16 protein-coding genes and 2 tRNA genes are annotated in these 22,415 nt (G+C 65.1%); all 18 read left to right on the top strand.

Translation table 11 applies throughout. The features are described from left to right. Window positions 1-83 precede the first annotated feature (83 nt). The 18 genes from ACODTB_RS22200 (at window position 84) to ACODTB_RS22115 (ending at window position 22,369) form a co-directional block, all read left to right on the top strand. A tRNA-Trp gene (locus ACODTB_RS22200) sits at window positions 84-159 on the top strand. A gap of 158 nt (window positions 160-317) precedes the next feature. Then, entirely contained in the window at window positions 318-701 is a 384-nt protein-coding gene (gene secE, locus ACODTB_RS22195) for a preprotein translocase subunit SecE (protein ID WP_291121849.1), read from the top strand. After that, the gene (nusG, locus tag ACODTB_RS22190; RefSeq protein WP_291121848.1) at window positions 698-1,264 is read left to right on the top strand and encodes a transcription termination/antitermination protein NusG; all 567 of its coding nucleotides are present in this window, start codon (window positions 698-700) and stop codon (window positions 1,262-1,264) included. The genes secE and nusG overlap by 4 nt, the downstream gene beginning before the upstream one ends. Window positions 1,265-1,380: 116 nt before the next feature. Beyond that, entirely contained in the window at window positions 1,381-1,812 is a 432-nt protein-coding gene (gene rplK / locus ACODTB_RS22185) for a 50S ribosomal protein L11 (protein ID WP_137922451.1), read from the top strand. Beyond that, window positions 1,813-2,508 carry a 50S ribosomal protein L1 gene (gene rplA, locus ACODTB_RS22180; RefSeq protein ID WP_291121847.1) on the top strand — a complete coding sequence of 232 codons (696 nt, stop codon included), beginning with the start codon at window positions 1,813-1,815 and terminating at the stop codon, window positions 2,506-2,508. Window positions 2,509-2,740: 232 nt separating this feature from the next. After that, complete coding sequence (rplJ, locus tag ACODTB_RS22175) at window positions 2,741-3,268, top strand: 50S ribosomal protein L10 (protein ID WP_291121846.1); 528 nt, start codon at window positions 2,741-2,743, stop codon at window positions 3,266-3,268. 43 nt (window positions 3,269-3,311) lie between these two features. Continuing rightward, window positions 3,312-3,692: a 50S ribosomal protein L7/L12 gene (gene rplL, locus ACODTB_RS22170; RefSeq protein WP_291121845.1), complete on the top strand. Its 381-nt coding sequence runs from the start codon at window positions 3,312-3,314 to the stop codon at window positions 3,690-3,692. A 308-nt stretch (window positions 3,693-4,000) separates the two neighbouring features. Further along, window positions 4,001-8,125, top strand: coding sequence for a DNA-directed RNA polymerase subunit beta (gene rpoB, locus ACODTB_RS22165; protein ID WP_291121844.1), 4,125 nt, complete (start codon window positions 4,001-4,003; stop codon window positions 8,123-8,125). Between the two features lie 26 nt (window positions 8,126-8,151). Next, window positions 8,152-12,372, top strand: coding sequence for a DNA-directed RNA polymerase subunit beta' (gene rpoC / locus ACODTB_RS22160; protein WP_291121843.1), 4,221 nt, complete (start codon window positions 8,152-8,154; stop codon window positions 12,370-12,372). Between the two features lie 171 nt (window positions 12,373-12,543). Next, window positions 12,544-13,137, top strand: a complete 594-nt coding sequence (locus ACODTB_RS22155; protein ID WP_291121842.1) for a LemA family protein — start codon at window positions 12,544-12,546, stop codon at window positions 13,135-13,137. Continuing rightward, a complete protein-coding gene (locus tag ACODTB_RS22150) occupies window positions 13,137-14,159 on the top strand; it encodes a M48 family metalloprotease (protein ID WP_291121841.1) in 1,023 nt (340 codons plus the stop codon). The genes ACODTB_RS22155 and ACODTB_RS22150 overlap by 1 nt, the downstream gene beginning before the upstream one ends. A gap of 44 nt (window positions 14,160-14,203) precedes the next feature. After that, window positions 14,204-15,565 carry a 16S rRNA (cytosine(967)-C(5))-methyltransferase RsmB gene (gene rsmB / locus ACODTB_RS22145; protein ID WP_488929732.1) on the top strand — a complete coding sequence of 454 codons (1,362 nt, stop codon included), beginning with the start codon at window positions 14,204-14,206 and terminating at the stop codon, window positions 15,563-15,565. A 34-nt stretch (window positions 15,566-15,599) separates the two neighbouring features. Continuing rightward, the gene (locus tag ACODTB_RS22140; RefSeq protein WP_488929731.1) at window positions 15,600-16,283 is read left to right on the top strand and encodes a DUF4390 domain-containing protein; all 684 of its coding nucleotides are present in this window, start codon (window positions 15,600-15,602) and stop codon (window positions 16,281-16,283) included. 5 nt (window positions 16,284-16,288) lie between these two features. Further along, entirely contained in the window at window positions 16,289-18,577 is a 2,289-nt protein-coding gene (locus tag ACODTB_RS22135; protein ID WP_488929730.1) for an ATP-binding protein, read from the top strand. A 30-nt stretch (window positions 18,578-18,607) separates the two neighbouring features. Further along, on the top strand, window positions 18,608-19,312 hold the full coding sequence (locus ACODTB_RS22130; RefSeq protein ID WP_291121758.1) for a response regulator: 705 nt from the start codon (window positions 18,608-18,610) through the stop codon (window positions 19,310-19,312). 58 nt (window positions 19,313-19,370) lie between these two features. Beyond that, a tRNA-Phe gene (locus ACODTB_RS22125) sits at window positions 19,371-19,446 on the top strand. A 647-nt stretch (window positions 19,447-20,093) separates the two neighbouring features. Next, on the top strand, window positions 20,094-21,248 hold the full coding sequence (gene tssG / locus ACODTB_RS22120) for a type VI secretion system baseplate subunit TssG (protein WP_488929729.1): 1,155 nt from the start codon (window positions 20,094-20,096) through the stop codon (window positions 21,246-21,248). Then, entirely contained in the window at window positions 21,245-22,369 is a 1,125-nt protein-coding gene (locus ACODTB_RS22115) for a type VI secretion system protein TssA (protein ID WP_291117691.1), read from the top strand. The genes tssG and ACODTB_RS22115 overlap by 4 nt, the downstream gene beginning before the upstream one ends. Window positions 22,370-22,415: the final 46 nt, after the last annotated feature.

The raw sequence follows: 22,415 nt of genomic DNA, 5'->3' as shown, positions 1-22,415 counted from the left end.
CGCGAAGGCGGCCGCACCGTCGGCGCCGGCGTCGTCGCAAAAATCATTGCTTAAGAAAAGCCCTTTGTGGGGCAGAAGCCAGTAGGGGTATAGCTCAATTGGCAGAGCGTCGGTCTCCAAAACCGAAGGTTGTAGGTTCGATTCCTACTGCCCCTGCCACCCGACAGGATGTCGCCGGAACCTGAAGCCAGGAACCTGAATCCACCCTGTTGAGTGGTTAACAAGCCCACCGAAGTCGTGAAGACCTCTGGTGGGCTTGCGTGTCTCAAGCTTTCGGGTTTTGGGCGCGCCTTTTGATACGAATTGTCTGGATCCTCATGGCCACTTCCGAAGTTCAAACCGTCCACACCGGCGCCGACAAGGCCAAGCTGGCGGCGGCGATCGCGCTGTTGCTGGGCTCGTTCGTGGCGTTCTACCTGCTGTCCTCGCGCGGAGCGCTGGCGCAATGGGGTGCGCTGATCGTGCTGCTGGGCGCGGCTGTGGTGGTGTTTGCGGTGTCCGAGTCGGGCAAGCAGCTGATCGCCTTCGGCCGTGACGCCTGGCGCGAGGTCAAGAAGGTGGTCTGGCCGGCGCGCAAGGAGGCCATCCAGATGACGGCCTATGTGTTCGCGTTCGTGTTCGTGATGGCCCTGTTCCTGTGGCTGACCGACAAGACCGTCGAATGGCTGTTTTACGACCTGATCCTGGGCTGGAGGAAATGATGACCGAACAACACAGTCCCGTGGCCGCTGAAGGCATGCGCTGGTACGTGGTCCATGCCTACTCCGGCATGGAAAAAGCGGCCGAGCGCAACATCGTCGAGCGCATCAACCGCGCCGGCATGCAAGACAAGTTTGGCCGCATCCTGGTCCCTACCGAAGAAGTGGTGGAGATGAAGAACGGCCAGAAGCGCACCACCGAGCGCAAGTTCTTCCCCGGCTACGTGCTGGTGGAAATGGTGATGGACGACGACACCTGGCACCTGGTGAAGCACACCAACAAGGTGACCGGTTTCGTGGGTGGCGCGAAGAACCGCCCGGCGCCGATTTCCGAGGAAGACGTTCAGAAGATCGTCAACCAGATGCAGGAAGGCACCGACAAGCCGCGCCACAAGGTCGAGTTCGTGGTCGGCGAGTACGTGCGCGTCAAGGAAGGCCCGTTCACCGACTTCAACGGCACCGTCGAAGAAGTCAACTACGAGAAAAACAAGATGCGCGTGTCGGTGACCATCTTCGGTCGCGCCACGCCGGTGGAGCTGGAATTCAGCCAGGTCGAGAAGACCTGAGTTTTTCGTGGCACAGGCGGGTCGGCCCGACGCCTGTGCCATTGTTTCTTTCCCGGGTCCCCAACCGCGAGGAGGTTGTCTCGATGGCAACCGTCTGCACTCGCAGGAGCTAAAAAATGGCGAAAAAAATCGTCGGCTTCATCAAGCTGCAAGTGCCAGCTGGTAAGGCCAACCCCTCCCCCCCGATCGGTCCGGCGCTGGGTCAGCGCGGCCTGAACATCATGGAGTTCTGCAAGGCGTTCAACGCCCAGACCCAGGGCGTCGAGCCCGGGCTGCCGCTGCCCGTGGTGATCACGGCTTTCGCGGACAAGAGCTTCACCTTCATCATCAAGACGCCGCCCGCGACGACCCTGATCAAGAAGGCCATCAAGCTCGACAAGGGCTCCTCGGTGCCCAACAAGAACAAGGTCGGCAAGATCACCCGGGCCCAGCTCGAAGAGATCGCCAAGACCAAGATGAAGGACATGACCGCAGCCGATGTGGACGCCGCTGTGCGCACCATCGCCGGTTCGGCCCGCTCGATGGGCGTGATTGTGGAGGGCGTGTAAATGGCCAAGCTGACCAAAAAACAGAAAGCCTTCGAAGGCAAGGTCGACAGCAACAAGCTGTACAGCCTGACCGACGCCCTGGCGATCATCAAGGAATGCGCGAACGCCAAGTTCGATGAGTCCATCGACGTGGCGATCCAGCTCGGCGTGGACGCCAAGAAGTCGGACCAGGTGGTGCGTGGCGCCGTCGTGATGCCCAACGGCACCGGCAAGACCAAGCGCGTGGCCGTGTTCGCCCAAGGCGCCAAGGCTGAAGAAGCCAAGGCCGCCGGTGCCGACATCGTCGGCATGGACGACCTCGCTGCCGACATCAAGGCCGGCAACATGAACTTCGACGTGGTCATCGCCTCGCCGGACGCCATGCGCATCGTCGGTACCCTGGGTCAGGTGCTGGGCCCGCGCGGCCTGATGCCCAACCCCAAGGTCGGCACCGTGACGCCCGATGTGGCACAAGCCGTGCGCAACGCCAAGGCGGGCCAGGTGCAGTTCCGCGTCGACAAGGCCGGCATCGTGCACGGCACGATCGGCCGCCGCTCGTTCGACGCCGACAAGCTCCAGGGCAACCTGGTGGCACTGCTCGACGCGCTGACCAAGGCCAAGCCCGCCACCAGCAAGGGTGTGTACCTGCGCAAGGTGGCGGTGTCGTCGACGATGGGTGTGGGCGTCCGCGTGGACACCCAGTCCATCTCGGCGTAATCGCAAGAAATTCGGGCCCTTCGGGGCCTGGGTGTGGTGGGCCCCGGGCTGGCGAAAGCCGACCCGGGGGCCATCCAAGACCGTTGGTGCTGGTGCAAGCCGGCTTAATTGTGACAAGCCAACGCAGATGGCGATCCCGCTGCAGATGGAATCCGTTCCGAAACAGTTGAATCGCTGCAATGAGGCGTGCCCCAGGTCTTGAAGGACCGAGGGCACATTTAAGGAGTAGACCTTGAGTCTGAATCGCAGTGAGAAAGAAGCGGTCATTTCCGAAGTGACCAGCCTCGCCGCAAAAGCTCAAACGCTCGTGATGGCGGAATACCGTGGCATCACGGTCGCGAACATGGACAAACTGCGCGTGACAGCCCGCAGCAATGGTGTGAGCCTGAGTGTGTTGAAGAACACCCTGGCCCGCCGTGCGGTGGCTGGCAGCCCGTTTGAAGTGGCCGCTGACCAGATGACTGGCCCGCTGATCTATGGCTTCTCTGAAGACGCTGTGGCCGCCGCGAAGGTGGTGGCCGATTTCGCGAAAACCAACGACAAGCTGGTGATCCGCGGCGGTGTGTACGGAGGCAAGGCCCTGGACGTCAACGGCGTGAAGACGCTTGCCAGCATTCCTTCGAAGGAAGTTCTGTTGGCGCAGCTGTGTGGCTTGCTGATGTCGCCCATTTCGCGCACGGCCGTGGTGCTGGGCGCGCTGGCGGCCAAAAAAGGCGAAGGCGCTGCCGCACCGGCAGCCGAAGAAGCGGCTGCTGCCTGAGTGGCGCGGCACTTTCATTCAAACCAATTGTTAGGAAATCAAAATGGCATTCGATAAAGACGCATTTTTGACCGCGCTGGACAGCATGACGGTCATGGAACTCAACGAGCTGGTGAAAGCCATCGAAGAGAAGTTTGGTGTGAGCGCTGCCGCCATGGCCGCTCCTGCTGCTGGCGGTGCTGGTGGTGGTGCTGCCGCAGCCGCTGAAGAGAAGACCGAATTCAACGTCGTGCTGGTCGAAGCCGGCGCGAACAAGGTCTCCGTCATCAAGGCTGTGCGCGAAATCACCGGCCTGGGCCTCAAGGAAGCCAAGGACCTGGTCGACGGCGCACCGAAGAACGTCAAGGAAGCGATCGCCAAGGCCGACGCCGAAGCCGCTGTCAAGAAGCTGGTGGAAGCCGGCGCCAAGGCCGAGCTGAAGTAATTCGCCCGGTTTCAGGGGCTGGAGTGCTCGACAAGGGCCTCCAGCCTTTGGTGCTTTCAGAGCACACCCAAAAGCCTGCCTCACGAAACGGCTTTTGAGTGTTTTGTTGAAACACCGCTAAGCAGATTTTTCGAGTCTTCTTAGCAGTGTTTTCTGACCCCGACTGCAGAAAACGACTTGGTTCGGGCCTGTGTGCAATGCACAGGCCGTCCGCCAATGGTTGGTAGAGGCCAGCCACCAAGAAAGCCACCAGGAATCCGTCCCTGGTAGGCAAGACAGTCGCCGCAGACCTCAAGCCCGGAGATCTCATGGCCTCAGCATCGAAATACTCATACACCGAACGCAAGCGCATCCGCAAGAGCTTTGGTACCCGCGAAAACGTCCTCGCGATTCCTTACCTCCTGCAAATGCAGAAGGACGCGTACACCGCGTTCCTGCAAGCCGACAGCGCACCGAAAAAACGCACCAACGAAGGTCTGCAGGCCGCGTTCGAAGCCGCTTTCCCCATCGTCTCCCACAACGGTTTCGTGGAGATGAAGTTCGTCGAGTACAACCTGGCCAAGCCCGCGTTCGACGTGCGCGAATGCCAGACCCGCGGCCTGACCTTCGCGTCCGCCGTGCGCGCTCGCGTCCAGCTGATCATCTATGACCGCGAGTCCTCGACCGCGCAATCCAAGGTGATCAAGGAAGTGAAGGAGCAAGAGGTCTACATGGGCGAAGTGCCCCTGATGACCGAGAAGGGCTCCTTCATCATCAACGGCACCGAGCGCGTGATCGTGTCTCAGTTGCACCGTTCGCCGGGTGTGTTCTTCGAGCACGACAAGGGCAAGACGCACAGCTCGGGCAAGCTGTTGTTCTCCGCTCGCATCATTCCGTACCGCGGCTCCTGGCTCGACTTCGAATTCGACCCGAAGGACGTACTGTTCTTCCGCGTCGACCGTCGCCGCAAGATGCCGGTCACCATCCTGCTCAAGGCCATCGGCCTGACGCCGGAAGCCATCCTGGCCAACTTCTTTGTCAACGACCACTTCCGCCTGATGGACAGCGGCGCGCAGATGGCCTTCGTGCCCGAGCGCCTGCGCGGTGAAGTGGCGCGTTTCGACATCACCGACAAGAGCGGCAAGGTCGTGGTCGCCAAGGACAAGCGCATCACCGTGCGCCACACCCGCGAACTCGAGCAGTCGGGCACCACGCACATCAGCGTGCCGGAAGATTTCATGATCGGCCGCGTCGTGGCGCGCAACATCGTGGACACCGACACTGGCGAGATCATCGCCAAGGCCAACGAAGAGCTGACCGAAGCGCTGCTGAAGAAGCTGCGCACCGCCGGCGTGCAGGACCTGCAGTGCCTGTACACCAACGAACTCGACCAGGGCGCCTACATCTCGCAGACCCTGCGCATCGACGAAACCGCCGACGAGTTCGCCGCGCGCGTTGCCATCTACCGCATGATGCGCCCCGGCGAGCCGCCGACCGAAGACGCTGTGCAGGCCCTGTTCCACCGCCTGTTCTACAACCCGGACACGTACGACCTGTCGCGCGTGGGCCGCATGAAGTTCAACGCCCGCGTGGGCCGCGACGAATCCACCGGCCCCATGGTGCTGTCCAACGACGATATCCTGGCCGTGGTCAAGATCCTGGTGGACCTGCGCAACGGCCGTGGCGAAGTCGATGACATCGATCACCTGGGCAACCGCCGTGTGCGCTGCGTGGGCGAACTGGCCGAGAACCAGTACCGCACCGGCCTGGCCCGCATCGAGAAGGCTGTGAAGGAACGCCTCGGCCAGGCCGAGCAAGAGCCGCTGATGCCGCACGACCTGATCAACTCCAAGCCGATTTCCGCGGCGCTCAAGGAGTTCTTCGGTGCGTCGCAGCTGTCGCAGTTCATGGACCAGACCAACCCGCTCGCCGAGATCACGCACAAGCGCCGCGTCTCGGCCCTGGGCCCGGGCGGTCTGACCCGCGAACGCGCCGGCTTCGAGGTGCGCGACGTGCACGTGACCCACTACGGCCGCGTCTGCCCGATCGAAACGCCGGAAGGCCCGAACATCGGCCTGATCAACTCGCTGGCCCTGTACGCGCGCCTGAACGAGTACGGCTTCATCGAAACGCCGTACCGCCGCGTGATCGATGGCAAGGTGACGAACCAGATCGACTACCTGTCGGCCATCGAGGAAGGCAAGTACGTCATCGCCCAGGCCAACGCCGCGCTCGACGCCGAAGGCCGCCTGACCGGTGACCTGATCTCCGCGCGTGAAAAGGGTGAATCGATCCTGACGCCGGCCGACACCATCCAGTACATGGACGTGTCGCCCGCGCAGATCGTCTCCGTGGCCGCTTCGCTGGTGCCGTTCCTCGAGCACGACGATGCGAACCGCGCGCTGATGGGCGCCAACATGTCGCGCCAGGCCGTGCCCGTGCTGCGCCCCGAGAAGCCCCTGGTGGGCACCGGCATCGAGCGCGTGGCCGCGATCGACTCCGGCACCGTCGTCACCGCCAAGCGCGGTGGTGTGGTCGACTACGTGGACGCGACCCGCATCGTGATCCGCGTGAACGACGCCGAAGCCGTGGCCGGTGAAGTGGGTGTGGACATCTACAACCTCATCAAGTACCAGCGCTCCAACCAGAACACCAACATCCACCAGCGCCCCATCGTCAAGAAGGGCGACAAGCTGGCCTCGGGTGACGTGATCGCCGACGGCGCTTCGACCGACCTGGGTGAGATTTCGATCGGGCAGAACATGCTGATCGCGTTCATGCCCTGGAACGGCTACAACTTCGAAGACTCGATCCTGATCTCCGAACGCGTGGTCGCCGACGACCGCTACACCTCGATCCACATCGAGGAACTGGTGGTGATGGCGCGCGACACCAAGCTGGGCGCGGAAGAAATCACCCGCGACATCCCCAACCTGGCCGAGCAGCAGCTCAACCGCCTGGACGACTCCGGCATCATCTACGTGGGCGCCGAAGTGCTGCCCGGCGACGTGCTGGTGGGCAAGGTCACGCCCAAGGGCGAGACCACGCTGACGCCCGAAGAGAAACTGCTGCGCGCGATCTTCGGTGAGAAGGCCTCCGACGTGAAGGACACCTCGCTGCGCGTGGACCAGGGCTCGCAGGGCACCGTGATCGACGTGCAGGTGTTCACCCGCGAAGGCATCACGCGCGACAAGCGCGCCCAGCAGATCATCGACGACGAACTCAAGCGCTTCCGCCTGGACCTCAACGACCAGCTGCGCATCGTGGAAGCCGACGCCTTCGATCGGATCGAGAAGCTGCTGACCGGCAAGATCGCCAACGGTGGCCCGAAGAAGCTGTCCAAGGGCACGACCATCGACAAGGCCTACCTGGACGACGTCGAGAAGTACCACTGGTTCGACATCCGCCCAGCCGACGAGACCGTGGCCGCCCAGCTCGAGTCCATCAAGAACTCGATGGAGCAGACGCGCCACAGCTTCGACCTCGCGTTCGAAGAGAAGCGCAAGAAGCTCACGCAGGGCGACGAGCTGCCTGCTGGCGTGCTCAAGATGGTCAAGGTCTACCTGGCCGTCAAGCGCCGCCTGCAGCCGGGTGACAAGATGGCCGGCCGCCACGGCAACAAGGGCGTGGTCTCCAAGATCGTGCCCGTTGAAGACATGCCGCACATGGCCGACGGCACCCCCGCCGACATCGTGCTCAACCCGCTGGGCGTGCCTTCGCGCATGAACGTGGGTCAGGTGCTCGAGGTCCACCTGGGCTGGGCCGCCAAGGGCCTGGGCCAGCGCATCGGCGACATGCTGCAAGCCGAGGCCAAGGTGGCCGAGCTGCGCAAGTTCCTCGAGACCGTCTACAACTCGGCCGGCAAGAAGGAAACCCTGGCCGCGCTGAGCGACGCCGAGGTGATCGAGATGGCCGAGAACCTGCAGACCGGCGTGCCGTTCGCCACCCCGGTGTTCGACGGTGCCTCGGAAGACGAGATCCGCGCGATGTTGAAGCTGGCCTACCCGGACGACATCGCCCAACTCAAGGGCCTGACCGAGACCCGCACCCAGGCGCAGCTGTACGACGGCCGCACGGGTGACGCCTTCGAGCGCAAGACCACCGTGGGCTACATGCACTTCCTGAAGCTGCACCACCTGGTCGACGACAAGATGCACGCCCGTTCCACCGGCCCGTACTCGCTCGTGACCCAGCAGCCGCTGGGCGGCAAGGCGCAGTTCGGCGGCCAGCGCTTCGGCGAAATGGAAGTGTGGGCGCTGGAAGCCTACGGCGCTTCGTACATCCTGCAGGAAATGCTCACCGTCAAGTCCGACGACGTGCAAGGCCGCACCAAGGTGTACGAATCCATCGTCAAGGGCGAGCACACGATCGATGCGGGCATGCCCGAGTCGTTCAACGTGCTGGTCAAGGAAATCCGCTCGCTCGGTATCGACATCGAGCTGGAACGTTCCTGATTCACCGAACTTAAGGAAAGCAACCCATGAAATCTTTGCTCGACCTGTTCAAGCAGTTCACACCCGACGAGCACTTCGATGCGATCCGCATCGGCCTGGCTTCGCCGGAAAAAATCCGCTCGTGGTCCTTCGGTGAAGTCAAGAAGCCCGAGACCATCAACTACCGCACGTTCAAGCCCGAGCGCGACGGCCTGTTCTGCGCCAAGATCTTCGGCCCCATCAAGGACTACGAATGCCTTTGCGGCAAGTACAAGCGCCTCAAGCACCGCGGTGTCATCTGCGAGAAGTGCGGCGTTGAAGTCACGCAGACCAAGGTGCGCCGCGAGCGCATGGGTCACATCGACCTGGCCGCGCCCTGCGCCCACATCTGGTTCCTGAAGTCGCTGCCGTCGCGCCTGGGCCTGATCCTGGACATGACGCTGCGCGACATCGAACGCGTGCTGTACTTCGAAGCGTATGTGATCGTCGATCCGGGTATGACCCCGCTGAAGAAGTTCGCGATCATGAGCGAGGACGACTACGACGCCAAGCGCAAGGAGTTCGGCGACGAATTCATCGCCAAGATGGGCGCCGAAGGCATCAAGGAACTGCTGCAGGCGATCGACCTCGACATCGAGATCGAGAAGCTGCGCAACGACCTGACCGGTTCCGAACTCAAGATCAAGAAGAACGCCAAGCGCCTGAAGGTGCTCGAAGCCTTCAAGAAGTCCGGCATCAAGCCCGAGTGGATGGTGCTCGACGTGCTGCCCGTGCTGCCGCCGGACCTGCGTCCGCTGGTGCCGCTTGACGGCGGCCGCTTCGCGACCTCCGACCTGAACGACCTGTACCGCCGCGTCATCAACCGCAACAGCCGCCTGCGCCGCCTGCTCGAACTCAAGGCGCCCGAGATCATCGCGCGCAACGAGAAGCGCATGCTGCAGGAAGCCGTCGATTCGCTGCTGGACAACGGCCGCCGTGGCAAGGCCATGACGGGCGCCAACAAGCGCGCGCTCAAGTCGCTGGCCGACATGATCAAGGGCAAGAGCGGCCGTTTCCGCCAGAACTTGCTGGGCAAGCGCGTCGACTACTCGGGCCGTTCGGTCATCGTGGTCGGCCCCACGCTCAAGCTGCACCAGTGCGGCTTGCCCAAGCTGATGGCGCTCGAGCTGTTCAAGCCTTTCATCTTCTCGCGCCTGGAAGCCATGGGCATCGCGACCACCATCAAGGCCGCGAAGAAGGAAGTGGAAGCCGGCACGCCGGTGGTGTGGGACATCCTGGAAGAGGTGATCAAGGAACACCCGGTGATGCTCAACCGCGCACCGACGCTGCACCGCCTGGGCATCCAGGCGTTCGAGCCGATCCTGATCGAGGGCAAGGCGATCCAGCTGCACCCGCTGGTCTGTGCGGCCTTCAACGCCGACTTCGACGGTGACCAGATGGCCGTTCACGTGCCGCTGTCCGTGGAAGCCCAGCTCGAAGCCCGCACGCTGATGCTGGCCTCGAACAACATCCTGTTCCCGGCCAACGGCGAACCCTCCATCGTGCCGTCGCAGGACGTGGTGCTGGGTCTGTACTACGCCACCCGCGAGCGCATCAACGCCAAGGGTGAAGGCATGTACTTCGCCGACCTGGCCGAGCTGCAGCGCGCGCTGGACAACGGTGTGGTCGAGATCACCTCGAAGATTGCCGTGCGCCTGACCCAGCACACGCTGGACAAGGCCAGTGGCGAGTTCGTGGCCTCCACCTCGCTGGTGGACACCACGGTGGGTCGTGCACTGCTGTCCGAGATCCTGCCACGTGGCCTGCCCTTCGAGGTGCTGAACAAGGCGCTGAAGAAGAAGGAAATCTCGCGCCTGATCAACACCTCGTTCCGCAAGTGCGGTCTGAAGGAAACCGTCGTGTTCGCCGACAAGCTGCTCCAGAACGGTTTCCGTCTGGCCACACGCGCCGGCATCTCGATCGCCGTGGACGACATGCTGGTGCCCAAGGAGAAGCCGGCCATCATCGACCGCGCCGAAAACGAGGTGAAGGAAATCGCCCAGCAGTACGCCTCCGGTCTGGTGACCGCCGGCGAGCGCTACAACAAGGTGGTGGACATCTGGGGCAAGGCCGGTGACGAGATCTCCAAGGTCATGATGGCCCAGCTGGCCAAGCAGAAGACCACCGACCGCAGCGGCAAGGAAGTGGACCAGGAGTCGTTCAACTCCATCTACATGATGGCCGACTCGGGCGCCCGCGGTTCCGCGGCGCAGATCCGCCAGCTGGCCGGCATGCGCGGCCTGATGGCCAAGCCTGACGGCTCGATCATTGAGACCCCCATCACGGCGAACTTCCGTGAAGGCCTCAACGTGTTGCAGTACTTCATCTCCACCCACGGTGCCCGAAAGGGTCTGGCCGACACGGCGCTGAAGACGGCCAACTCCGGTTACCTCACCCGCCGTCTGGTGGATGTGACGCAGGATCTGGTGGTCAACCAGCAGGACTGCGGCACGTCCAATGGCACGCTGATGCGCGCCATCGTCGAGGGTGGTGAAGTGATCGAGTCGCTGCGCGACCGAATCCTGGGCCGCACCACGGCCGAGGAAGTGATCCACCCGGAAACGCGCCAGATGCTGGTGCCCGCCGGCGAGATGCTCGACGAAGACCTGCTCGACGTGCTCGAAGCCGCTGCGGTGGACGAAGTGAAGGTGCGCACCGCACTGACCTGCGAAACCCGCTTCGGCATCTGCGCCAAGTGCTACGGCCGCGACCTGGGTCGCGGTGGCCTGGTCAACATCGGCGAAGCGGTCGGCGTGATTGCCGCGCAGTCGATCGGTGAACCCGGCACGCAGCTGACCATGCGCACCTTCCACATCGGTGGTGCGGCGTCGCGCGCGGCGGTGGCCTCCAGCGTGGAAGCCAAGTCCAGCGGCGTGATCGGCTTCAACGCCACCATGCGCTACGTGACCAACACCAAGGGTGAGCTGGTCGTGATCGCACGTTCGGGTGAGATCGTCATCCACGACGAACACGGCCGTGAGCGCGAGCGCCACAAGGTGCCGTACGGTGCGATCCTGTCGGTCAAGGCCGACCAGACCATCAAGGCCGGTGCGATCCTGGCCAACTGGGATCCGCTGACGCGCCCGATCATCACGGAATTCGCCGGTCAGGTGAAGTTCGAGAACGTCGAGGAAGGCCTCACCGTGGCCAAGCAGGTGGACGATGTCACCGGCCTGTCCACCCTGGTGGTGATCGATCCGAAGCGCCGCGGCGTGGCCAAGGTGGTCCGTCCGCAGGTCAAGCTGATCGACGGCTCGGGCAACGAGGTGAAGATCCCCGGCACCGACCACTCGGTGACCATCGGCTTCCAGATCGGTTCGCTGATCCAGGTGCGCGATGGTCAGGATGTGGGCCCCGGCGAAGTGCTGGCGCGCATCCCGGTCGAAGGCCAGAAGACGCGAGACATCACCGGCGGTCTGCCGCGGGTGGCCGAGCTGTTCGAAGCCCGCAGCCCGAAGGACAAGGGCATGCTGGCCGAGATGACCGGCACCGTGTCGTTCGGCAAGGAGACCAAGGGCAAGGTTCGCCTGCAGATCACCGATCCCGAAGGCAAGGTGTGGGACGACCTCATCCCCAAAGAGAAGAACATCCTGGTGCACGAAGGCCAGGTGGTCAACAAGGGCGAGAGCGTGGTGGACGGCCCGGCCGATCCGCAAGACATCCTGCGCCTGCTGGGTATGGAAGAGCTGGCCCGCTACATCGTCGACGAAGTGCAGGACGTCTACCGCCTGCAGGGCGTGAAGATCAACGACAAGCACATCGAGGTGATCGTTCGCCAGATGCTGCGCCGTGTCGTGGTCGAGTCCGTGGGCGATTCGAGCTACATCGCAGGGGAGCAGGTGGAGCGTTCGGAGATCCTCAACACCAACGACGCCCTGCGCGCCGATGGCAAGATCCCGGCGACCTACAGCAACATCCTGCTGGGTATCACGAAGGCCTCGCTGTCCACCGACTCGTTCATCTCGGCGGCTTCCTTCCAGGAAACCACGCGCGTGCTGACCGAAGCGGCCATCATGGGCAAGCGCGACGAGCTGCGTGGCCTGAAGGAAAACGTGATCGTGGGTCGCCTGATCCCGGCCGGTACCGGCATGGCCTACCACGAGGCGCGCAAGGTCAAGGAGAAGATGGACGACGAAGAACGCCGTGCCATCGCCGAAGCCGACGCGATCTCGCTGGCCGCCGACCAGGCCGATCAAGCCGACGCATCGAGCACCAACGAAGCGGAATAAGAGGGCCTGCCCTCGTGGCGCACAGCGCCACTCGTTCTTGAGAAGCCCCCGGTCATCCGACCGGGGGCTTTTTTCATGGTGCGCGCGCCAGCACCGGCGGTGCCCTGCAGGGTATATTGGCCGCGCCTGCCGCAGGGCAGGGGGTCACACCAACAACAAGGAGTTCCGAACATGTCCGTCTCGCTGTGGGTTTTCCTGGCCGTGGGCCTGGTGGTGTTCTTCTGGGCCGTGGGCGCCTACAACCGGCTGGTGCGCCTGAAAAACGCGATCGCCAACGCGTTTGGCCAGATCGACGTGCAGCTCAAGCGCCGCTACGACCTGATCCCCAACCTGGTGGAGGTGGCGCGCCGCTACCTGGCCCACGAAGCCCAGACGCTGGAGGCGGTGATCGCAGCGCGCAACCAGGCGCGCACGGCCGAGCAGACGGCAGCCGGCAGCCCGCTCAACGCCGGTGCACTCGGTGCCCTGGCCGGGGCCGAACAGGCCCTGGGCGGCGCACTGGGCAAGCTGTTCGCGGTGGTCGAGGACTACCCCGATCTCAAGGCCGACCAGAACATGCGCGAACTCAGCGAGGAGCTCACCAGCACCGAGAACCGCGTCGGCTTCGCGCGCCAGGCCTACAACGACCACGTGCTCGAATTCAACGACGCCGCCGCCCAATTCCCCACGCTGCTCATCGCGCGGCTGTTCGGCTTCCAGCCCTTGGCCATGCTGGCGTCCACCACGAACGAAGCCGAACGCGAGACCTTGCGCATCCAGCTGTAATGCGCTTCTTCGAATTCCAGCGCGACGCCCGGGGCGAGACCCGGCGCCTGCTGTTCGCGTTCGGCCTCACCGTGCTGTTGCTGCTGGTGGCGGTCAACGCCGCGCTGGCCCTGGCCTGGGGCCTGAGCTGGGGGTTCTGGATGCCCGGCGAGCTGCGCTTCCCCCGCTATTTCTTCTCGGTCAACACCGGGGTCACGCTGCTCTTCGTCCTGGGGGGCTGGTGGGTGGAGACCTCCCGCCTGGCCGATGGCGGCGGGGCGCGCCTGGCCGAGCAGATGGGGGCGCGGCCCGCGCAGCCCTCGGGCGATCTTGATGAGCAGCGCTTCTGCAACATCGTCGACGAAATGGCGATTTCATCGGGTCTGAAGCGGCCACAGGCCATGGTGCTGGCGCGCGACCAGGGCATCAACGCCTTCGCGGCCGGCTGGGACGAGAACGACGCGGTGGTGGCCGTGACCCAGGGCGCGCTCGACCACCTGACCCGAGACGAACTGCAGGGCCTGGTGGCGCACGAGTTCAGCCACATCGGTGAAGGCGATACGCGCCTGAACATGCGGCTGGTCGGCATGGTGTTCGGGCTGGAGATGCTGTTTCGCATGGGCCAGGACCTGGCCGAGCCCGACAGCCGGGACCGCCGCTGGATCACGGCCCTGATCGGTCTCGCCATCATGGCCGCAGGCTGGCTGGGCTGGCTCGCCGGCCACGCGTTGCAGGCCGCCGTCTCGCGCCAGCGCGAGTACCTGGCCGACGCGCGCGCCGTGCAATGGACGCGCAGCCGCGACGGCCTGGGTGGCGTGCTGCGCAAGGTGCTGAGCCAGCAGCGCGAAGGCGTGGTGCCGCGCCAGGTGGGCTCGATGGTGCAGCACATGCTGCTGGTGGCGAACGCGGGGGGCAAGGCCGAGCACTGGCTTGACTCGCACCCGCCGCTGGCCCGACGCATCCGCCGCATCTACGGCCGCGACATGGGCCCGCTGCCCCTGCTGAGAGAGGACGAACCCGCCACCCCGTCCCGCGCTGTGTGACACTCGCGGTCTTCGCTTTGTCTGCGCTTGCCACGGAACCCGCCTTGACCGCTCCGGCCTCCCCGACCTCCATCGCTCCCAGCCCCCAGGGTCCGACCCTGGCCACCCAGTTGCGCCACACCGCGGGCTGTGTGCTCGCGGTCGAGCAGGGGCGTTCGCTGAGCGAGGTGCTGCCCGAGCTGGTGCTCGCACTGCGACCTGGCGTGCAGGCGCTCACTTTCCACGTCTTGCGCCACCTGGGAACGGTGCGCGCCCTGGTGAGCCAACTGGTGCAACGCAAGCCGGCGCCGCCCGTGCAGGCCTTGATGTGCAGCGCAGTGGCCTTGCTGCTGGACGCGACCGACGGACACGCACCGCGCTACCCGGCGCACACGGTGGTGAACCAGGCGGTGGAGGCCGCCCGCCAGGACCGCCGCACCGAGCGCCAGGCGGCGTTCGTCAACGCCTGCCTGCGCCGCTTCCTGCGCGAGCGCGAGGCGCTGCTGGCGCACGTGGCGGCCGACCCGGTCGCGCGCTGGAACCACCCGCTGTGGTGGATCGAGCGCCTGCAGCGCGACCACCCCGAGCACTGGCGCGCCATCCTGGAGGCCAACAACCAGCCCGGCCCCATGGCGTTGCGCGTGAACCGCCGCCGCGTGGAGCGCACCGCCTACCAGCAGGCCCTGGAAGCCATCGGCCTCACCGCCACCCCCACGGGCAGCGATGGCCTGGTGCTGGACGCCCCGCAGCCGGTCGAGCGCCTGCCTGGTTTTGCCCAGGGCCATTGTTCGGTGCAGGACGCCGCTGCCCAGATGGCGGCCGACCAGTTGCTCGAAGGCCGGGCCTGGACCGCCGCCGACCGCGTGCTCGACGCCTGCGCCGCCCCCGGCGGCAAGACCGCCCATTTGCTCGAACGCGCCGACCTGAACCTGCTCGCGCTCGACGTGGACCCGCGCCGCTGCGAGCGCATCGAAGACACCTTGCAGCGCCTGGGCCTGCGGGCCACGGTGCGCAGCGCCGATGCCGCACAACCCGCCGCCTGGTGGGACGGCCAGCCGTTCGACGCCATCCTGCTCGACGCGCCCTGCACCGCCTCGGGCATCGTGCGGCGCCATCCGGACGTGCGCTGGCTGCGCCGCGCCAGCGACGTGGATGCGCTGGTGGCCACGCAGCGCGGCCTGCTCGAAGCCCTCTGGCCGCTGCTCAAACCCGGCGGCCGGCTGGTCTACGCCACCTGCTCGGTGTTCCGCGCCGAAGGCGACGGGCAGGTCAAGTCGTTCCTTGTGCGCCACACCGACGCGCTTCATCGGCCTTCGCCGGGGCATTTGCTGCCCGGTTCGGCCGCCCCGTCGGGGGAGTTCAACGACAATCCTCCGGGTGGATACGACGGTTTCTTCTATGCCCGCATCGACAAGGCCCTGCCTTGACCGACCGCCCATCGCCACCCGCCGGGCCCGCGCCATGAACCGATGGCGTGGGTTTGTGCTGGGGCTGGCGCTGTCGCTGCTGGCGTTCTGGCCCGTGCACGCCCAGGCCCCGCTGGTGGAGCAACTCGGCCTGCAGCGCACCCCCGAAGCGCTGTTCCTCTCGGCCCGCATGGAGCTCCAGCCCGCGCCGGTGGTCGAAGACGCCCTGTACAAGGCTGTTCCCCTCTATTTCGTGTGGCACGCCGACGTTTACCGTGCCCGCTGGTACTGGACCGACAAACGCGTGGCGAGTGCCACGCGCACGCTGCGCCTGGCGTACCAGCCGCTCACACGGCGCTGGCGCGTGAGCCTGTCCAACGAGACCGCCGCCGCCTCCGGCGGGGCCGGCCTGCAGTACGCCCTGCACCAGAACTTCGACTCCCTCAACGAGGCGCTGGCCGGCGTGGGCCGCGTGGCCCGCTGGAAGCTGGCCGACGCGGCACGGCTCGAACCCGATGCCGAGCATGAGGTCGAGTTCTCGTTCCGGCTGGATCTGACCTTGCTGCCCCGGCCGTTCCAGATCGGCATGGCCAACCAGCCCGAATGGACCGTGGAAGTCCGCCAGACCCTGCCGGTGCCCGGGCGGGCGGAGGCCGACAAGGCCCCGGACCACACGGCCGGCGGCGTGCACGCCGTCGAGCTCACCGGCGAACCCAGCGTGCGCGAGCCCACGCGCTAGCGGCCATGCCCAGCGTGCACGGCCCGCGCGGCCAGGACCCCATCGTGACCCCGGTCCACACCACCGCCCCCAAGACCAAGCCCGCCGCTGTGCGCTGGGCCATCGGCGCCGGGCTGGTGTTCATGACCGGCGTGGGCATGGTGCTGCTGTTCCTGCTCACCCTGGCCACCAACAACCGCGCGTTCTACGAGCAGAACTTCAACTGGCTGGTCGGCATCAACGTGGCGGTGGCGGCCTTCCTGCTGCTCGTCATCCTGTGGCTGGCCCTGCGCCTGACCCTGCGCCTGAAACGCGGCAAGTTCGGCAGCCGGCTGCTGATCAAGCTCGCCGCCATCATCGGCCTGGTCGGCATCCTGCCGGGTTTGCTGATCTACACCGTGTCCTACCAGTTCGTCTCGCGCTCCATCGAGAGCTGGTTCGACGTGCGCGTGGAATCCGCGCTGGTCGCCGGCCTCAATCTCGGGCGCACCACGCTCGACACCTTGACCGCCGACCTCAGCAGCAAGACCCGCGTGGCCGCCGAGGGCCTCTCGCGCGTGCCCAACCCGTCGGCCGTGCTGGCGCTGGAGCGCGTGCGCGAACAGCTCGGCGTGACCGACCTTGTGCTCTGGAGCGCCAACGGCCAGGCCCTGGGCAGCTCGGGCAGCTCGCGTTTCGACATCAACCCCGAGCGCCCCACGCCAGCCCAGCTGCGCAGCGCCCGCAACGCCCGCGTCGTGGCCCAGATCGAAGGCCTGGAGGAGGACGGCAGCGGCGAGATCGAGGCCCTGATCGCGGCGAGCCAACCGCGCATCAAAGTGCTGGCCCTGGTGAGCCCACCCAACTTCGGTTTCAACGCCGAGCCGCGTTACCTGCAGGTGGTGGCACCGCTGCCCGGTGCGCTGGTGACGGACGCGCTGGCCGTGCAGGTCGCCAACCGCGAGTACCAGGAGCGCGCGCTCACCCGAGAAGGCCTGCGCCGCATGTACATCGGCACGCTCACGCTGGCGCTGTTCCTCGCCGTGTTCGGCGCCGTGCTGCTGGCCGTGCTGCTGGGCAACCAGCTGGTGCGCCCGCTGCTCGTGCTCGCCGAGGGCATGCGCGAAGTGGCCGCCGGCAACCTCGCGCCCAAGACCGCGCTGACCTCGCGCGACGAGCTCGCGAGCCTCACGCGCACCTTCGCGCACATGACGCAAGACCTCTCGGACGCGCGCGCTGCTGTGCAGCAAAGCATGGAGCAGGTGGACGCTGCGCGCGACAACCTGCAGACGATCCTGGACAACCTCACCGCCGGTGTCGTCGTGCTCGACGAGGAGGGCCGTGTGCGCAGCGTCAACCCCGGCGCGGCGCGCATCCTGCACACGCCGCTGGCCGTGCACATGGGCCGGCCATTGGCCGAGGTGCCGGGACTGGAGACCTTTGGCGGCGGCGTGCTGCAGCAATTCGAGCGCTTCCTGTCCGACCAGGCGCAACACGAAGGCGGCTACTGGCAGCAGTCCTTCGAGCTCAGCGCGGACGGCACCACACCCTTCGACGAAGGCATCACCCTCATCGCGCGCGGCGCCCTGTTGCCCAACAACGAACGCCTGCTGGTGTTCGACGACGTTTCGGAAATGGTGTCCGCCCAGCGCGCCAAGGCCTGGGGCGAGGTCGCGCGCCGCCTCGCGCACGAAATCAAGAACCCGCTCACGCCCATCCAGCTCTCGGCCGAGCGGCTGGCCATGAAACTCGACGGCAAGGTACAGCCGCCAGAACAGGCCATTCTCAACAAGTCGGTGAAAACCATCGTCGACCAGGTCGATGCGATGAAGCGCCTGGTCAACGAATTCCGCGACTACGCGCGCCTGCCCGCCGCGCAACTCATGCCGGTCGACCTCAACGCCCTGGTGCGCGACATCGTCGTGCTGTACGACAACGCCGCCGTGCCGGTGCGCCTGGAACTCGCCGACGACCTGCCCAAGGCCATGGCCGACCCGCAGCAGGTGAGGCAGACCTTGCACAACCTGGTGCAGAACGCGCAGGACGCCATGGCCGGCGTGCCCGACGCCCAGGTGCTGCTGCGCACCCGGCGCTCCGACTCCGGCCAGTGGGTGCGCCTGTCGGTGCTCGACGAAGGCCCGGGTTTTGCCGAACACATTCTCAAGCGGGCGTTCGAGCCTTACGTCACCACCAAAGTCAAGGGCACCGGCCTGGGCCTTGCGGTGGTCAAGAAAATCATGGATGAACACGGCGGCCGCGTGGATCTGAGCAACCGCATGACCGAAGGCAAGGTGATCGGCGCGCAAGTGTCGTTATCATTCGCAGTTGCAAATTGACAACACGTTCCGAGGGACACACACCGCGCCATGGCAACTATTCTGGTCGTAGACGATGAACTGGGGATTCGAGACCTGCTCTCGGAGATCCTCAACGACGAAGGCCATACGGTCGAACTCGCTGAAAACGCCGCACAGGCCCGCGCTGTGCGCGCCCAGTTGCGCCCCGACCTGGTGTTGCTCGACATCTGGATGCCCGACACGGACGGCGTGACCCTGCTCAAGGAGTGGGCCAGCGGTGGCCTGCTCTCCATGCCCGTGATCATGATGAGCGGCCACGCCACCATCGACACCGCCGTCGAGGCCACGCGCATCGGTGCCACCGCTTTTCTCGAAAAGCCCATCACCATGGCCAAGCTGCTCAAGGCGGTGGACCAGGGGCTCAACAAAGCTCCCGCCAAGCCCAATGGCCCTGTCGTGTCCGCCCTGCGCATGGGAGGGGGCGTGCTGTCATCGACCGACATCGCGGTGGAGGCCACCGTCAGTGGCAGCGCTTTGCCCGAGCCGGCAATGATGGACCTGGGCCCGCAGTCGCTGCAGTCGTTCAACCTCGATGGCCCGCTGCGCGAAGCGCGGGACGATTTCGAAAAGGCCTACTTCGAGTACCACCTCGCCAAAGAGTCCGGCTCCATGACCCGCGTGGCCGAAAAGACAGGCCTGGAGCGCACCCACTTGTACCGCAAGCTCAAGCAACTCGGCGTGGACTTGGCGCGCAGCAAGCGCAACGCGCTCTGAGCGCCCAGCGGCGGAAAAACCAGGTGCCGGAAGCTGCTACAATCTCGCTTCTTCCAAAGGCCCGGTAGCTCAGTTGGTAGAGCAGCGGATTGAAAATCCGCGTGTCGGTGGTTCGATTCCGCCCCAGGCCACCAAGATTCAACGCCTCAGCACCCGTCAGGGTTCTGGGGCGTTTTGCTTTTAGGTTCGAATTAGGCACTTCTGCCTTGTTGCCTTATCAACTGCGCAGAGCACGCCTTGGCATTGCTGTGGCAAGGCCGTGCCGGGCGCAATTGCCCCGATAGCGCGCACGATTCGATCGAACAGCCGACGGAAAGCGCGCTGCTCAACCCCCCCCCCTTCAAACCCAAGCTCCAGATTCAGTGCACACCGCGCACCAATCTCGTCGAGCGATCGCCTGAGATGCTTTTGATGGGCTTCAGGTGCAGGTTCTGTGTTCAACACACGCGCATTGAGTGCAGGCATCGTTGCGGCATCCAGACACTCTGAAAAAAATTTTCAGCCTTCGTTCGACGTCTCTCCAATTCGATTCGAAACGAAATGCATGTTTTGGTCATGAATTGACATTTTTTGGGATCGAGCTGCAGGCATTGATTGATGCAAAAAATGACTGCGGCGTCAATCCTGTCAGAAATGACAGTTGTTAAGTTGTGGCTCGCAATCGAGCATTCGCAGCTCTACGAAAAACAACAGTCAGGAGGGCGATCGGCATGAATTTGCTGACTTGTATAGGCCATGTGCAATTCATGGCCGACGGTGGCGGTCATTGCGGGAGAGTGTCTTGAGCATTCCTCGCCGCACACTGTTTGGCAAACTCAATGTCGACCTGTTTCGAGCCATCGAGTCCGCCACCGTCTTGGCCAAGCTGAGAGGCAATCCCTATGTAGAAGTGGTGCATTGGCTGCACCAACTCTGGCAGGCGCCCAATGGCGATTTTCATCGCTTGGCCACGCACTACAGCCTGGATATCGCGCAGGTTGAGAGGGATCTGGCGATGGCATTGGCCCATTTGCCCACCGGTGCCGCAGGTGTCAATGATTTTGGCCATATGGTCGAACTGGCCATTGAGCGCGCATGGGTGTTTGCCAGTCTGACAATGCGTGATCAGCGCATCCGTGGTGCCTGGCTGTTGCGCGCCCACATCAAGCTGTTCGGGCTGGGCACGCTGGGGCCGAATGGGGCCTTGCCTATCCACTGCACCGAGCTGGTCCGCGAACGGGTGGAAGCGCGGCGCGACAGCGCGCTGGCCGATTTTCTCGATCTGTTCCATCATCGCGCGTTCACGCACCTCTACCGCGCCTGGTCGCAAAGCCAGAGTGCCGCGGGCCTGGACCGTGCGGGAGAGGAGACTTTCAGCGCCTACATCGCGCGCTTGACGGGCGACGAGCCATCCGAAGTGCAGGGCAGCGCCCTGGCGCCGCACGCGCGTTGGGCCAGCAGCGCGCACCGGGTGCGGTCTGCGCGCAACCCCGACGGCCTGGTCAGCACTCTGTCCCGCTTCTTCGGCGTGGTGGTGCAACTGCGCGAATACATGCTGCAGTGGATGCCGATAGAACCGCAGGACCGGTGCGTGCTGGGCCAGCCAAGGCTCTCGAGCGTGCTGGGTGAAGGGGCGATGCTCGGAGAGGTGGTTCCCGATCGGCAAAGCCGGTTTCGCCTCGTGATGGGCCCGCTGGATCTTGACGGGTACCTGCGGCTCACGCCGCAGGGCGCTGCCACGGGGCGGGACCTGCCGGCCCTGGTCGAGATCGTGCGCTCCTTCATCGGTTTCGAGTATGTGTGGGACGTGGAGTTGTTGATCGACAGGACCGCCGCGCCCCGGTCGCGACTGGGTGACGGCACGCAACTGGGCTGGTCGACCTGGATGGCGGGAGAGGGAACCTCGCGCGGGCCCGTGACCGGCATGGTGTTCGAACCCGAAAGCTGCTGCACATGAACCCTCTCAGACAATTGTTGGCCGCCCTGGTGGGCATCTCCCCGGACCCGCTGGCGGTCAAACCCGGCGTGTCCACGGAACTGCTTGCACCCGTGAGCGAGATCGCGCCCTGCGGCGAAAGCCTGGAGTACGACGCGGATCACGCCGTGCTGCAGGCGCGCCTGGCGCCTCAGAGCGAGGTGCAGTACGGGAGCTTTTCATCCCGGCCCGAGGCGCCCGACTGGGCCGAGGTCGAGCGCGATGCGCGCCGCCTGCTGGTGCGCAGCAAGGACATCGCTGTTCTGGTGTGGTTCACGCGCGCGCGCTGCCGCCTGGCGGGCGCTGCGGGTCTGCTGGAGGGCCTGCTCACCTTGCAGTCGGTGTTGCAGGCCTACCCTGAACAGGTCCATCCGCAGGTGGTGCTGGATGGCGTGCCCGATCCCGCCGTGCGGGCCAACGCCCTGGCGGCACTCTGCGACCCGGATGGCCTGCTGGGGGATGTGCGCGACGTGGTGGTGAGCGGGGGTACCGCGTTCCGTTTGACGGTGCGCGATGTGGAACGTGCCTTCGCCGTGCCTCGCCCGCCTTACGCTCCGGAGCCCGAAGGGGTCAGGCGGCAGCTGGCGGATCTGCATGTCAAGGGCGACGGCGCCCTGCGGGCCTTGCTGGCTTGCGGCAATGCGGTGCTGGGCATCGACCATTGGAGCCAGGGCGCTCTCGGCGACGATGCGCCCAACCTTGGCCCACTCATGCACCTGCTGGGCTGTCTGGCCGCCTTCGCCGAGGTGCCCGTGCGCGCCGAAAAGCTGCAGGTCGAGGATGTCGAATTGGATGGCCTGCGGCCGAGCCTCCCGGCCCCGCTCGTCGGCGCGTCACCGCCGCTGGGTGATCCTGGTGAGGCCGGGTGGTCGGCATCGCTTGCCTTGCCCGCCGCAGGGGCGACCCATGCGCACATCGTGCAGGAGCGCGAGCAGATCCGGGCCTTGCTGCGTCACATCCGGCATTGGGTCGAACGCCATGAACCGAGCAGCCCTGTCACCATCCTGCTGAAGCAGGCGGATCGCATGTGGGGCCGGCGTTTCGCGGAAGTGGCGCACATGATCCCGCCCGACCTGATGCAGGCCTGGGATCGGGACGACTGAGCCCAGGGTGCTACACTCAAGGCCTCTCTGATCTGAAAAAATTCAA

The sequence above is a fragment of the Hydrogenophaga sp. FG152 genome, from assembly GCF_057809615.1.
Note: the sequence above shows the minus strand (reverse complement) of the source record. Positions and strands in the feature narration are given on the sequence as shown.